At 72.1% G+C, this 12,925-nt stretch carries 11 protein-coding genes; 7 read left to right on the top strand and 4 right to left on the bottom strand.

Features of this window, described 5'->3' with window-relative positions; translation table 11 throughout:
* Positions 1–30: 30 nt before the first annotated feature.
* Positions 31–1,650 (top strand): ABC-F family ATP-binding cassette domain-containing protein, encoded by a 1,620-nt coding sequence (locus tag ACIG47_RS03040; protein ID WP_397413985.1) that lies wholly within the window; start codon positions 31–33, stop codon positions 1,648–1,650.
* A 117-nt stretch (positions 1,651–1,767) separates the two neighbouring features.
* Positions 1,768–2,511 carry an SDR family oxidoreductase gene (locus ACIG47_RS03045; protein ID WP_397429551.1) on the top strand — a complete coding sequence of 248 codons (744 nt, stop codon included), beginning with the start codon at positions 1,768–1,770 and terminating at the stop codon, positions 2,509–2,511.
* Here the strand turns inward: ACIG47_RS03045 and ACIG47_RS03050 are convergent.
* Entirely contained in the window at positions 2,477–3,433 is a 957-nt protein-coding gene (locus tag ACIG47_RS03050) for an RNA polymerase sigma-70 factor (protein ID WP_397429552.1), read from the bottom strand. The two genes, ACIG47_RS03045 and ACIG47_RS03050, sit on opposite strands and share 35 nt — an antisense overlap.
* Positions 3,434–3,529: 96 nt before the next feature.
* On the opposite strand from ACIG47_RS03050, the gene ACIG47_RS03055 reads away from it, so the two are divergent.
* A complete protein-coding gene (locus ACIG47_RS03055; RefSeq protein ID WP_397413978.1) occupies positions 3,530–4,279 on the top strand; it encodes a class I SAM-dependent methyltransferase in 750 nt (249 codons plus the stop codon).
* Positions 4,280–4,289: 10 nt separating this feature from the next.
* Here ACIG47_RS03055 and ACIG47_RS03060 read toward each other — a convergent pair whose 3' ends face one another.
* A complete protein-coding gene (locus ACIG47_RS03060; RefSeq protein WP_397429553.1) occupies positions 4,290–5,438 on the bottom strand; it encodes an epoxide hydrolase family protein in 1,149 nt (382 codons plus the stop codon).
* Between the two features lie 76 nt (positions 5,439–5,514).
* Positions 5,515–6,774: an exodeoxyribonuclease VII large subunit gene (gene xseA, locus ACIG47_RS03065; protein ID WP_397413974.1), complete on the bottom strand. Its 1,260-nt coding sequence runs from the start codon at positions 6,772–6,774 to the stop codon at positions 5,515–5,517.
* A 64-nt stretch (positions 6,775–6,838) separates the two neighbouring features.
* Here xseA and ACIG47_RS03070 point away from each other — a divergent pair, with 64 nt between their 5' ends.
* Positions 6,839–7,876, top strand: coding sequence for a 4-hydroxy-3-methylbut-2-enyl diphosphate reductase (locus ACIG47_RS03070; protein ID WP_397413972.1), 1,038 nt, complete (start codon positions 6,839–6,841; stop codon positions 7,874–7,876).
* Between the two features lie 132 nt (positions 7,877–8,008).
* On the opposite strand, the gene ACIG47_RS03075 is transcribed toward ACIG47_RS03070, so the two are convergent.
* A complete protein-coding gene (locus ACIG47_RS03075; RefSeq protein WP_397429554.1) occupies positions 8,009–9,508 on the bottom strand; it encodes a DNA recombination protein RmuC in 1,500 nt (499 codons plus the stop codon).
* 188 nt (positions 9,509–9,696) lie between these two features.
* Here ACIG47_RS03075 and ACIG47_RS03080 point away from each other — a divergent pair, with 188 nt between their 5' ends.
* The 3 genes from ACIG47_RS03080 to ACIG47_RS03090 are packed head-to-tail and all read left to right on the top strand — an operon-like array spanning position 9,697 to position 12,920.
* Positions 9,697–10,518: an ABC transporter ATP-binding protein gene (locus ACIG47_RS03080; RefSeq protein WP_397413967.1), complete on the top strand. Its 822-nt coding sequence runs from the start codon at positions 9,697–9,699 to the stop codon at positions 10,516–10,518.
* The gene (locus ACIG47_RS03085; protein WP_397429555.1) at positions 10,500–12,101 is read left to right on the top strand and encodes a hypothetical protein; all 1,602 of its coding nucleotides are present in this window, start codon (positions 10,500–10,502) and stop codon (positions 12,099–12,101) included. Before ACIG47_RS03080 ends, ACIG47_RS03085 begins: the two co-directional genes overlap by 19 nt.
* A 51-nt stretch (positions 12,102–12,152) precedes the next feature.
* Positions 12,153–12,920: a DinB family protein gene (locus tag ACIG47_RS03090; RefSeq protein ID WP_397429556.1), complete on the top strand. Its 768-nt coding sequence runs from the start codon at positions 12,153–12,155 to the stop codon at positions 12,918–12,920.
* Positions 12,921–12,925 lie beyond the last annotated feature (5 nt).

Below are 12,925 nucleotides of genomic sequence, written 5' to 3' on the forward strand. Positions count from 1 at the left end.
GGGCGGGTGCGGCGTCGGACCATGTGACGCATGGGCCATCTCGAAGCAGCGCACGTCGAATACCACCTGCCGGACGGCCGCACCCTCCTGGGGGACGTCTCGTTCCGCGTGGGCGAGGGGAGCGCGACGGCGCTGGTCGGGCCCAACGGCGCGGGCAAGACGACGTTGCTGCGGCTGATCACCGGTGAGCTCACGCCGCACGGCGGCTCGGTGACGGTCAGCGGCGGACTCGGCGTCATGCGGCAGTTCGTGGGGTCGGTGCGGGACGAGACGACGGTGCGCGACCTGCTGGTCTCCGTGTCCGACGCGCGCCTGCAGCAGGCCGCACGCGCCGTCGACGAGGCCGAGCACGCCATGCTGACGGTCGACGACGAGGCCGCACAGATGGCGTACGCGCAGGCGCTGTCCGACTGGGCCGAGGTGCGCGGGTACGAGGCCGAGACGCTGTGGGACGTGTGCACCATGGCGGCGCTCGGCATCCCGTACGACCGGGCGCAGTTCCGCGAGGTGCGCACGATGTCCGGCGGCGAGCAGAAGCGGCTCGTGCTGGAGGCGCTGCTGCGCGGCACCGACGAGGTGCTGCTGCTGGACGAGCCGGACAACTACCTGGACGTGCCCGGCAAGCGCTGGCTGGAGGAGCAGCTCCGGACCACCAAGAAGACCGTCCTGTTCGTCTCGCACGACCGCGAGCTGCTGTCCCGGGCGGCGAACCGGATCGTGTCGCTGGAGCCCGGGCCGGCAGGCGCCGACGCCTGGGTGCACGGTGGCGGGTTCGCCACGTTCCACGAGGCACGGCGCGAACGGTTCGCGCGGTTCGAGGAGCTGCGCCGACGCTGGGACGAGAAGCACGCCCAGCTCAAGAAGCTGGTGCTCACGCTGCGGCAGCAGGCGGCGAACAGCCCCGACATGGCCTCGCGCTACCGGGCCGCCCAGACCCGGCTGCGCAAGTTCGAGGAGGCCGGCCCGCCGCCGGAGCCGCCCCGCGAGCAGGACATCACGATGCGCCTGCGCGGCGGGCGCACGGGCCTGCGGGCCGTGACCTGCGAGGGGCTGGAGCTGACCGGGCTCATGAAGCCGTTCGACCTGGAGGTCTTCTACGGCGAGCGGGTGGCGGTGCTGGGTTCGAACGGGTCCGGCAAGTCGCACTTCCTGCGTCTCCTCGCGGGCGGCGACGTCGCCCACACCGGCTCGTGGAAGCTCGGCGCCCGGGTGGTGCCCGGCCACTTCGCGCAGACGCACGCCCACCCCGAGCTGTTCGGCCGCACGCTGCTCGACATCCTGTGGGAGGAGCACGCGCAGGACAAGGGCAAGGCGATGGCCCGCCTGCGGCGCTACGAGCTCAGCGCCGCGGCCGAGCGGCCCTTCGACCGGCTGTCCGGCGGGCAGCAGGCACGCTTCCAGATCCTGCTGCTGGAGCTCGCCGGCTCCACCGCCCTGCTGCTCGACGAGCCCACCGACAACCTCGACCTGGAGTCGGCCGAGGCCCTGCAGGAGGGTCTGGAGTCGTTCGAGGGGACGGTGCTGGCCGTGACGCACGACCGCTGGTTCGCGCGGTCCTTCGACCGGTACCTGGTCTTCGGGTCGGACGGTGTGGTGCGCGAGACCGCCGAACCCGTGTGGGACGAGCGGCGGGTCGAGCGGGAGCGGTAGGCCGTCCGGGGTACGTGCCGTGCGGGGGTGTCACAGATCCGGGGTGCTCCCGGTCGAACGCGTGACGGGCCGGTCGGCCCGTCACGCGCACGGCGCGGAACCCAGAAGGAGCACACCATGAAGATCGTGGTCATCGGCGGTACCGGCCTCGTCGGGAGCCAGGTCGTCCGCAACCTGACCGAGCACGGGCACGAGGCGGTGGCGGCCTCGCCGCAGACCGGCGTGAACACCCTGACCGGCGAGGGCCTGGCCGAGGCGCTGGACGGCGCCCAGGTGGTGGTCGATCTCAGCAACTCGCCGTCGTTCGCCGAGGAGGACGTCACCCGTTTCTTCCGGACGTCCACGACGAATCTGCTGGAGGCCGAGGCGAAGGCCGGGGTGCAGCACCACGTGATCCTGTCGATCGTGGGTGCCGACGGCATCGACGCCGGGTACATGCGCGCCAAGGTGCTGCAGGAGAACCTCGTCAAGGACTCGGGCAACGGCTGGTCGATCGTCCGGTCCACGCAGTTCTTCGAGTTCCTGAACGCGATCGCCGACGAGGCCACCGTCGACGGCGTCACCCATGTCGCGCCCGTACGGTTCCAGCCCATCGCGTCGGCGGACGTCGCGCGCTTCGTGGCCCGGACCGCTGCCGGCACGCCGCTGGACGCCACCATCGAGATCGCCGGTCCCGAGGTGTTCGGCTTCGACGAGATCGTGCGCAAGCACCTGGCGGCCAAGGGCGACGAGCGCGAGGTCCGGACCGACCTCGACGCCACCTACTTCGGTGCGCGGCTCGAGGACAAGGAGCTCGTGCCGCTGGGCGAGGCCCAGCTCGGCGAGGTCAGCTACGAGCAGTGGCGGGCGGCTCAGGCGTAGCCGGCCCCGCCCCGTCCTCCGGCGCGGCCTGGTCCCCCCAGGCCCGCCGGAGCGGCTCCGTCTTGTCGGGGTTCATCTGCCACATCAGCTCTCGCACACCCTCGTCGGTCACGGACACGGCCAGCACGCCGATCAGCTCGCCGTCGCGCTCCATGGCGAAGCCCTCCGTGCCGTTGACCGCGATCGGCCGCGTGGTGATGCCGGCCCAGAAGACCTCCGCGAAGGTGGACAGCAGCCGGGCCACCTTGGCGCGGCCCGCCACGGCCACCCGGGCCACGTGCTTGGCCCGGCCGTTGCTGTCGGCGCGGGTCACGACGTCCTCGGCGAGCAACCTCTCCAGGCCCTGCACGTCGCCGGCGCGTGCCGCGGCGAGGAACGCCTCCAGCAGCGCGCGGCGCTCCGTGGGGTCCACGGTGTTGCGCCGCTCGGACGCGATGTGCTTGCGGGCCCGGCTCACGAGCTGGCGTGCGGCCGCCGGGGTCGTGTCGACGATCCGGGCGATCTCCGGGTACCCGTAGTCGAACGCCTCACGCAGCACGTAGGCGGCACGCTCCGTGGGGGTGAGCCGTTCCAGCAGCACCAGCACCGCGACGTCCAGCGCCTCGGCGCGCTCGGCGCCGAGCGTGGGGTCCTGGCTCGTGTCCACGGGCTCCGGCAGCCAGGGCCCGACGTACGTCTCGCGACGCGACCGCGCGCTCTGCAGCACGTTGATGGCCAGCCGCGTCGCCGTCGTCGTCAGGAAGGCCTGCGGGTTGCGGACCACGGAGCGGTCGGTCGTCTGCCACCGCACCCACGTCTCCTGCACCACGTCCTCGGCCTCGGCCGCCGACCCGAGCATGCGGTACGCGATGCCGAACAGGCGGCGCCGGGCAACCCCGAACGCCTCCGCCGCGTCGTCCAGCGTGCCCACATCACTCGTCATCGTGCGCTCCTTAGCCCGGCTCCTCGGCCCGACCCGACGACGGTACGTGACGAAATGGCCTTGGGGTCGGTCCAGCGACGGGTGAACATGGTGGTCATGACCACACCCGACCCGATCTTCGTGGATCCCCGCCTCGCCCGGCTCTACGACGCGTTCGACGACGACCGTGGCGACCTCGACCTCTACGTCGGCCTCGCCGAGCGGCTCGGTGCGCGGACGGTGCTCGACGTCGGCTGCGGCACCGGCGTGCTGGCCCTGCTGCTCGCCGCGCGAGGGCTGGAGGTGACCGGCGTCGACCCGGCCGCGGCGTCCCTGGAGGTGGCCCGGGGCAAGCCGGGCGCCGAGGCGGTCAGGTGGGTCGAGGGCGGTGCCGACACCGTCGGGGCCCTCGGTCTCGCGGCCGACCTCGCCACCATGACCGGGAACGTGGCGCAGGTGTTCACGGGGGACGAGGACTGGGCTCGGGCCCTGACCGCGATCCACGCCGCACTCCGGCCCGGCGGCGTCCTCGTGTTCGAGACCCGCGTGCCGGAACGGCAGGCCTGGCTCGGCTGGACGCGCGAGCACCGGTCGGCCCGCCGGGTCATCCCCGGTGTCGGCGAGGTCGAGACGTGGAACGACCTCCTGGAGGTGGACCTCCCGCTGGTCACCTTCCAGGGCACCTACCGCTTCCCGCCCGGCCTGCTGCCCGACGGCGACGTGGTCACCTCGGTCTCGACCCTGCGCTTCCGCGAGCGGGACGAGATCGAGGAGTCGCTGGACGCCGCCGGCTTCGTGGTCGAGCAGGTGCTGGACGCCCCGGACCGTCCCGGCCTGGAGTGGGTCTTCGTCGCCCGCCGCTCCTGACCGGCAGCGCTCACGCGGACGGCAGGCCGCCGAAGAAGGCGCGGATGTCGGCCGCCAGGAGCGCCGGCTCCTCCATCGCCGGGAAGTGGCCGCCCTCGGTGAACTCGCTGAAGTGGCTCATCGCGTTCCACGGGTCCAGCGCACGGCGCATGAGCGGGTGCGTGTCGAACACGGCCCAGCCGGCGGGCACGTTCGACGGCGCGACCCAGCCGAGCCCCGAGTGCTCGGACTCGTAGTAGAACTGCGCGCTCGACGCCCCGCTGCGCGTGAACCAGTAGAGGCTGACGTTGGTCAGGAGCTGGTCGCGGTCCACCGCCTCGTCCGGGGTGGCGTGGGCGCCGTTGGTCCAGGTCTGGAACTTCTCGGCGATCCAGGCGAGCTGGGCGACGGGGGAGTCGGTGAGTGCGGGCCCGATGGTGTCGGGCCGGTGGTTCTGCATCTCGAAGTAGCCACGCTCGGCCTGGTCGGTGGCGCGGACCGCCTCGATCTGGGCGATCTCGTCCTGGGTCAGCCCGTCCGGGTAGGGGAACTTGTCGCCGACCATGGCCAGTGCCCGGCCGTCGCTGCCGGTGTGGGTGCCGATCACGCGGTCCGGGTAGAGCGCCGCGAGGCGGCCGGCGGTCCCCGCGCCGATGTCCGTGCCGTGCGCGGCGAACCGCTGGTACCCGAGCCGGGTCATGATCTCGGCGTACGCCGCGGTGGTCCGCGCCAGCTCCCAGCCCGTGCCGGACAGCGGGGTGGAGAACCCGAACCCGGGCAGCGACGGGATGACCACGTGGAACGCGTCGGTCAGCAGCGGGACCAGCCGCTGGTACTCGACGAACGAGCCCGGCCAGCCGTGGTTCAGGATCAGCGGCGTGGCCTGCGGGTTGGCCGAGCGCACGTGCACCACGTGAAACGTCTGCCCGTCGACGACGGTCGTGTACTGCTCCCACTCGTTGAGCCGCGCCTCCTGGGCACGCCAGTCGAAGCCGTCGCGCCAGTACCCGGCGAGCTCCCGCAGGTACGCCTGCGGGATGCCGCGGCTGAAGTCCGTCCGGTCCTCGCGGCCGGGGACGGGGAGCGGCCAGCGGGTGCGCGCGAGCCGGTCGTGCAGGTCGTCGAGGTCGGCCTGCGGCACGTCGATGCGGAAGGGGACGAGGGCGGTGTTCTCGGTCATGACACCTACTGTGTCGCGGGTAGCGGTCAGGTTCTGGCCGTTATCCGGAGAGACTTTCGGGTGCCGTCCCGCAGCCCTAGGGCTTGGCCGTGACCCTCGCGTCCAGTGCTCCCTCCGCCAGGCGTACGTGCAGATCGGCGCCGACCTCGACGTCGTCCGGCCGCCGGACCACGTGGCCGTCCGAGCGCTGGACGACGGCGTAGCCGCGCTCCAGCGTGGAGGCGGGGGAGAGCGCCCTGACCTGGGCGCCGAGCCGACCGATCTCACCGCTCGCCTGCAGCAGCAGGGAGTTGAGCGCGTGGCGGCTGTGCCGGAGCGCCTGGACCACGTCGCGCTCGCGCGACTCCAGCATGGTCTGCGGTGCGGCCAGCACCGGGCGGGAGCGGACGCCGTCGAGGCCGTGCTGCTCCCGGTCCAGCATCGCCGTGACCGCGCCGCGCATGCGGCTGCGGGCCTGGGTGAGCCGGAGCCGTTCCTCCGAGACGTCGGGCACGATGCGCTTCGCGGCGTCGGTGGGGGTCGAGGCGCGGTAGTCGGCGACCAGGTCGAGCAGCGGGGCGTCCGTCTCGTGCCCGATCGCGCTGACCAGCGGCGTACGGGCCTGCGCGACGGCGCGCACCAGCGACTCGTTGCTGAACGGCAGCAGGTCCTCGACCGAGCCGCCGCCGCGGGCGACGACGATGACGTCCACTGCCGGGTCCTGGTCGAGCTCCGCGATCGCGGCCGACACCTCGCGCACCGCGTTGACGCCCTGCACGGCGACCTCGCGGATCTCGAACCGTACCTGTGGCCAGCGGGCCCGGGCGTTCACCACGACGTCGTGCTCCGCCTTCGACTCGCGACCGCACACCAGCCCCACCACGGCGGGCAGGAACGGCAGGCGGCGCTTGCGGTCGAGGTCGAACAGGCCCTCCGCCGCGAGGACCTTCTTGAGCGCTTCGATCCGGGCGAGCAGCTCACCGACGCCGACGGCCTTGATCTCGCTGGCCTGCATCTGCAGCGTGCCGCGCTTGGTCCAGAACACCGGCTTGGCGTGCACGACGACGTGGTCGCCCTCGGCGGGCGGCTGCGGCAGCATGCCGAGCACACGGGAGAAGATCGTCACCGGCAGGGAGGCGTCCGCATCCGTGTCGCGGAGGGTCAGCCACTGCATGCCGGAGCCCGGACGGTGGTTGAACTGCACCACCTGGCCCTCGACCCAGACGGGCGGCATCTTGTCGATGTAGCCCCTGATCTTCTCCGACAGCACGCGGACCGGCCACGGGCTGGTGGCCGTGGTGTCGAGTGCCTTCACGGGGAGCTCGGTGGGCTGGGGCCGCAGGGTGGGTTCCGTCACGTGTCCAACCCTGCCACCCACCACCGACACAAGCCCTCCGCACACCGCCCCTAGACTGGCGACCGTGAGCGTCACGAGCCCTGAGCGTCCTGCTGAGACCCAGACCAAGCGCGTCCTGCTGGCCGCCCCGCGCGGCTACTGTGCCGGCGTGGACCGTGCGGTCGTCGCCGTCGAGAAGGCCCTGGAGACGTACGGCGCACCGGTGTACGTGCGCAAGGAGATCGTGCACAACAAGCACGTGGTGGAGACGCTGCGCGAGCGCGGCGCCATCTTCGTCAACGAGACCGACGAGGTTCCCGAGGGCAGCCGGCTCGTGTTCTCCGCGCACGGGGTGTCGCCTGCGGTGCGTGCCTCGGCGGTGGCACGGAGCCTCGACACGATCGACGCGACCTGCCCCCTGGTCACCAAGGTGCACAAGGAAGCGGTCCGGTTCGCCAAGGACGACTACGACATCCTGCTGATCGGACACACCGGTCACGAGGAGGTCGAGGGCACCGCCGGTGAGGCGCCCGAGCACGTGCAGGTCGTCAACTCGCCCGACGAGGTGGACCAGGTCGTGGTGCGCGACCCCGAGAAGGTCGTGTGGATCTCGCAGACCACCCTGTCGGTCGACGAGACCATGGAGACGGTGCGTCGGCTGCGCGAGAAGTTCCCGTCCCTGCAGGACCCGCCCAGCGACGACATCTGCTACGCCACGCAGAACCGCCAGGTCGCGGTGAAGAAGCTGGCGCCCGAGTGCGACCTGGTGATCGTGGTCGGTTCCGCGAACTCGTCCAACTCGGTGCGGCTGGTCGAGGTCGCGCTCCAGTCGGGCGCCAAGGCGTCCTACCGCGTGGACCGCAAGACCGAGATCAAGGACGAGTGGCTGGAGGGCGTCACCACGGTCGGCGTGACCTCGGGTGCCTCGGTGCCCGAGATCCTCGTGCAGGACGTCATCGCCCACCTCGCCGACCACGGCTTCGGCCACGTGGACGAGGTGCGGACGGCCACCGAGGACCTGATGTTCTCGCTGCCGCGCGAGCTGCGCGCGGGCCTCAAGGCCGCGGGCGAGGAGCCCAAGCGGCCCCGTCGCGAGACCCGCACGGAGCTCCCGCTGGCCTGAGACCGCCCGCCGACCCGGGACCGGGTTGGTCTGTGGGGCCGCGCGTGGCCGGTAGAACGTCTGGGGGCGGCCACCCCGGGTGGCCGACCTCCTGACGTTCTACCGACGGTTCTGGCCGTGGCCGTCGCCGTGTCAGCCAGCCTGGCCGACGGCGGGGGCGGAGCCGGTGTCGGTCGACGCCTTCTCGACCGCCTCCAGCGCGCGCTTGTCGGTCACGGCGAGCTCGGTGACCTCCAGCTCCTGCACCAGGATGCCGTCCGTCTCCTGAGCGCGGTCGATCGCGACGATCCCGCCCTCGTCCGCGGCCAGCAGCTCGGACTTGGTGATGGGACGGGGCACCTCCTCGACCCCCTTGAGCTCCTCCACGCTGTCCCGCTCGTCCACCACGTCGAGCTCGACCATGCGCCGCGCGGAGGTGAGCACGTTGCGCTCCAGCGAGCCGATCATCTGGTTGTAGCTCTTCGTCGCCGTCTCCAGCGCGCGGCCGGTCCGGGTGACGTGGCCCGTCATGGTGACCAGACGCGCGTACAGCTCCTTGCCGACGCTGAGCACCTTCTGCGCGTTCTCCGCGAGCGACTCCTGCCGCCAGGCGTACGCGACCGTGCGCAGCAGCGCGAGCATCGTGGTGGGCGTCGCGATGATGACGTTCTTCTGCGCCGCGTACTCGAGCAGCTCCGGCGACCGCTCCAGCGACGCCGACAGGAACGCCTCGGCGGGCACGAACATGACGACGAACTCGGGCGCCGGCTCGAACTGGTTCCAGTACTTCTTGGCGGCCAGGTCGTCCACGTGCTTGCGCATGTGCCGCACGTGCGCGTCGAGCCGCTGCTCGCGGTAGGCGGCGTCGTCCGACTGCTGGGCCTCCAGGAAGCCGAGGAAGGCCACCTTCGAGTCGACCACCACCCGCTTGCCGCCCGCGAGGTTGATCACCATGTCCGGACGGAGCGTGCCGTCCTCGCTGGTCACCTGGGCCTGCTCGGTGAAGTCGACGCGGTTGATCATGCCCGCGGACTCGACCACCTTGCGGAGCTGGAGCTCGCCCCACGCCCCGCGGGTCTGCGAGGAGCGCAGTGCCGTGACCAGGTCGGCGGTGCCGTTGCGCAGGTCCGCCGACACCTCGGCGACGTTGCGCATCTGCTCCACGAGCGCCCCCTGCCCCTCGATCCGTGCCTTCTCCGCCTGGAGCACCTCGGTGCGTACGAGCTCCACGGCCTTGGTCAGCGGGTCGACCAGCGACTTCACGGCTGCCTCCCGCTGCGCGAGCGCCTGCTCGCCGGCCGACGCCGACCGCTTGAGCCGCTCCTCGGCGAGCTCCAGGAAGCGCTTGCTGTTGGCGTCCAGCGCGTCCCCGGCGAGCGCCTGGAACTGCCGCCGGGCGTTCTCCTGCTCGGTACGCGCCGCGGCGATCTGCTCGGCGGCACGCTCGCGTGCTGCGGCGACCTGTTCCTCGGCCCGCTCGTGCGCGGCGGCGATCTGCGCCGCGGCGGACTCGGCCTGGGCACGCAGGCGCGCGGTCTCCAGGTCGGCCTCACGCTGGGCGGGCGCGATGCGCTGCGCATGACCGAGCCACCCCAGCAGCGCGCCCACGAGGAGGGCGCCGAGGGCCAGCAGAATCGTTGCGGCGATGTCCATGAGCGACAGGCTGCCACGAGCCACCGACACTCCGGCACGCTGACACCCCGGGCGGCCGGAATCGCCCGGTTTGTGGTTGGCGGCCCGCGGCCGCCGGATTCTCCGTCCACAGGTGGACCTGGTTTCTCGCCCGCACTCATCCCCGCGTCGGATCCACGATGTCCGAGGTCCCGGCTACGTTGGGTGCCATGACGATCCCCGCACCTCCGGGCAGCACAGGGACCCAGGGCGCTCCCGAACCTCCCCCGCACGACCCGACCGCGGCGCTCAGCGTGCGCGGCCTCTGGAAGCGGTTCGGCCAGAAGATCGCCGTCTCCGGCGTCGACCTGGACGTGCCCGCGGGCTCGTTCTACGGCCTGGTCGGCCCCAACGGCGCGGGCAAGACCACGATGCTCTCCATGGCGACCGGCCTGCTGCGGCCGGACTTCGGCTCGGCCTGGGTGCACGGCGTGGACCTGTGGGCACGCCCCGACGAGGCCAAGGCCACGCTCGGCATCCTGCCCGACGGCGTGCGCCTGTTCGACCGCCTGACCGGCCGCCAGCTCCTGACCTACGCCGGGATGCTGCGGGGGATGGACAAGGAGACGGTCGTCGAGCGCACCGCCGACCTGCTGCAGGCGTTCGACCTGGCCGGCGACGCGGACACGTTCGTCGTGGACTACTCGGCCGGCATGACCAAGAAGATCGCCCTGGGCAGCGCGATGATCCACGCCCCGCGCACCCTGGTGCTCGACGAGCCGTTCGAGGCGGTCGACCCGGTCAGCGCCGCCAACATCCGCGACATCCTCAAGGGCTATGTGGCGAACGGCGGCACCGTGATCGTCTCCAGCCACGTCATGGACCTGGTGCAGCGCATGTGCGACCACGTCGCCGTCCTGGCCGGCGGGCACGTGCTGGCCGCGGGCACCGTGGACGAGGTGCGCGGCGAGCAGACCCTGGAGGACCGGTTCGTGGACCTCGTCGGCGGCCGTCAGCACTCGGAGGGGCTCTCGTGGTTGCGCGGTTCCTGACCCTCAAGCTGACCCTCATGGGCAACACGTTCCGCAAGAGCGTGTGGCAGACGATCGGCCTGATCATCGCGTCGCTGTACGCGCTGGGCGTCGTCGGCACCCTGCTGGCTCTCGTGGGCGGGCTGGCCTTCCTGGAGGACCCGGCCTGGGCCGGTCTGGCCATCACGCTGGGCGGGGCGCTCACGGTGCTGGGCTGGTGGATCATCCCGATCTTCGCCTTCGGGGTGGACGCGACCCTGGACCCGCACCGGTTCACCACCTTCGCCATCCCGCGGCGCACGCTCGTGGCGGGACTGGCCGTCGCGGGGCTGATCTCGGTGCCGGGGTTCGCCACGGTGCTCCTCGCGCTGGGCACCGCCTTCGCCTGGGTGCTGGAACCGGGCGTGCTCCTGGTCGCACTCATCGGCGCGGTGCTGGGGGTGGCCACGTGCGTCATCGGGTCCCGGGCCATCACGACGGCGCTCGCACCCGTGCTGGAGTCGCGGCGCTACCGCGAGGTGGTCATGATCGTCGCGCTGGTGCTGGTCGTGATGATCGGCCCGCTCATCTCGTCGCTCTCCAACGGGTTCGAGGTCTCGGTCGACGGCAGCGTCGGCGACCAGCTCCGGCCGATGTTCGAGCAGGCGGCCGGCGTCGTCGGCTGGACGCCGTTCGGCGCGGCATGGTCGCTGGCGAGCACGGCGCACGACGGCGACTGGCTCGGCCTGGCCGGCCGGCTCGCCGTGGCGCTCGGCACCATCGCCCTGGGCTGGTTGGTCTGGGACCGGGCGCTGGGCAGGGCCCTGGTCAGCCCGCCCGTCGGAGACGGCGGGGGCGGCCGGGCGAAGGGCCTGGGCGCGTTCGGCCTGGTGCGGTTCTCGCCCACCTGGGGCGTCGCCGCGCGCACCGCCACCTACTGGCTGCGCGACCCGCGCTACTCCGGGTCCATCGCCGTCGTGCCGCTGCTGCCGGTCATCATCTACTTCACTACGCAGAGCACCGGCAACTACTTCATGCTGCTGGCCACCGGCCCGTTCGTGGCGTGGATCCTCGGCTTCAGCATCTCGAACGACATCGGCTACGACTACACCGCGTTCGCGCTGCACGTCGCCGCGGGCGTCGACGGCAAGGCGGACCGCTGGGGCCGGGCCATCCCGATGCTGCTGGTGGCCCCGCTGGTCGCGGCGATCACGGTGGTGGCCACCGTCTGGGTGGCCGACTCCTGGCACCTGCTGCTGCCTCTGCTGGGGCTGGCCCTCGGGCTCCTGCTGGTCAGTACCGCGGTGTCGTGCGCGGTCTCGGCGCGGCTCGTGTACCCGGTGGCCAAGCCGGGGGAGAGCCCCCTCAAGTCCCCGCAGGGAGCTGCGGTCGCCACGCTGGTCTCCCAGGGGCTCGGGTTCGTGATCACCCTGGGGCTGTCCGTCCCCGTGCTCGCGGTGGGGATCGCGGCGCTGGTGCTGGGCGGCGCGGTGTGGGGTGTCGCCACGCTGGTGCTGGGCGTGCTCTACGGGGCGCTGATGCTCGTTCTCGGGGTGCGGTTCGGGGCCCGCGTGTACGACAGGCGCCTGCCGGAGCTGCTCCAGCAGGTCCAGTCGTTCCCGTGACGGTCGCTGCCGGGCCACGGTGTGTCAGTGGTCCGGCGTAGCGTCCGTGTCATGAGGCACATCGAGGGCGAGGACCTGCGCGGGGCGCACTTCCGTGACGTCGACATGAGCGGTGCCCAGTTCCGTGAGGCCGTGCTCAACGGCGTCCGGATGCGGGGCGTGGAGCTCGTCGACGCCGACATCGACGGGGCGATCTACGGGCTGCGGGTCAACGGCGTGGAGGTGGCGCCGCTGGTCGAGGCCGAGCTGAACAGACGCCATCCGGAGCGTGCCCTGCTCCAGGACCGCACCGTGGCCGGGCTCCGCGCGGCCCTGGACGCCTATGCCCAGATGTGGGAGTCCACGTACGAGCGGGTCGCGTCGATGCCGGCGGGCACGGTGGACGTGTCGGTCGACGACGAGTGGTCGTTCGCGCAGACCCTGCGCCACCTCGTGTGCTGCACGGACGGCTGGCTGCGCTGGGGTGCGCAGGGCAGGCGGGACGCCGACGTGTTCTGGCCGGCCGGCGTTCCACACTCGCAGTTCTCGTCGCGGGCGGGTTCGATCGGGATCGACCCTGCGGCTGCGCCGTCGTACGACGAGGTGCTCGAAGTCAGGCGGCAGCGGGTGCAGGAGGTCCGCGACGTCCTCGCCGCGCTCACGCCCGAAGAGGCCGGCAGCCCGGCCGCGCCGCCGCCGTGGATGGACCAGTCGGAGCCGTTCACCGTCGGCAAGTGCATCGGGGTGGTGCTGTCCGAGGAGTGGGAGCACCATTCGTTCGCCACGCGGGACCTGGACCTCATCGACGCGGGCGCCGCCCCGTCGCCCGAGTCCACGTAAACTTG

The sequence above is a fragment of the Promicromonospora sp. NPDC052451 genome (assembly GCF_044547525.1).
GTDB lineage: Bacteria > Actinomycetota > Actinomycetes > Actinomycetales > Cellulomonadaceae > Promicromonospora.

What these genes read in the sequence shown, in the direction of transcription:
- ACIG47_RS03040 (WP_397413985.1), top strand. Translation starts at nt 31, where the DNA reads ATGGGCCATCTCGAAGCAGCGCACGTCGAATACCACCTGCCGGACGGC.
- ACIG47_RS03045 (WP_397429551.1), top strand. Translation starts at nt 1,768, where the DNA reads ATGAAGATCGTGGTCATCGGCGGTACCGGCCTCGTCGGGAGCCAGGTC.
- ACIG47_RS03050 (WP_397429552.1), bottom strand. Translation starts at nt 3,433, where the DNA reads ATGACGAGTGATGTGGGCACGCTGGACGACGCGGCGGAGGCGTTCGGG.
- ACIG47_RS03055 (WP_397413978.1), top strand. Translation starts at nt 3,530, where the DNA reads ATGACCACACCCGACCCGATCTTCGTGGATCCCCGCCTCGCCCGGCTC.
- ACIG47_RS03060 (WP_397429553.1), bottom strand. Translation starts at nt 5,438, where the DNA reads ATGACCGAGAACACCGCCCTCGTCCCCTTCCGCATCGACGTGCCGCAG.
- ACIG47_RS03075 (WP_397429554.1), bottom strand. Translation starts at nt 9,508, where the DNA reads ATGGACATCGCCGCAACGATTCTGCTGGCCCTCGGCGCCCTCCTCGTG.
- ACIG47_RS03080 (WP_397413967.1), top strand. Translation starts at nt 9,697, where the DNA reads ATGACGATCCCCGCACCTCCGGGCAGCACAGGGACCCAGGGCGCTCCC.
- ACIG47_RS03090 (WP_397429556.1), top strand. Translation starts at nt 12,153, where the DNA reads ATGAGGCACATCGAGGGCGAGGACCTGCGCGGGGCGCACTTCCGTGAC.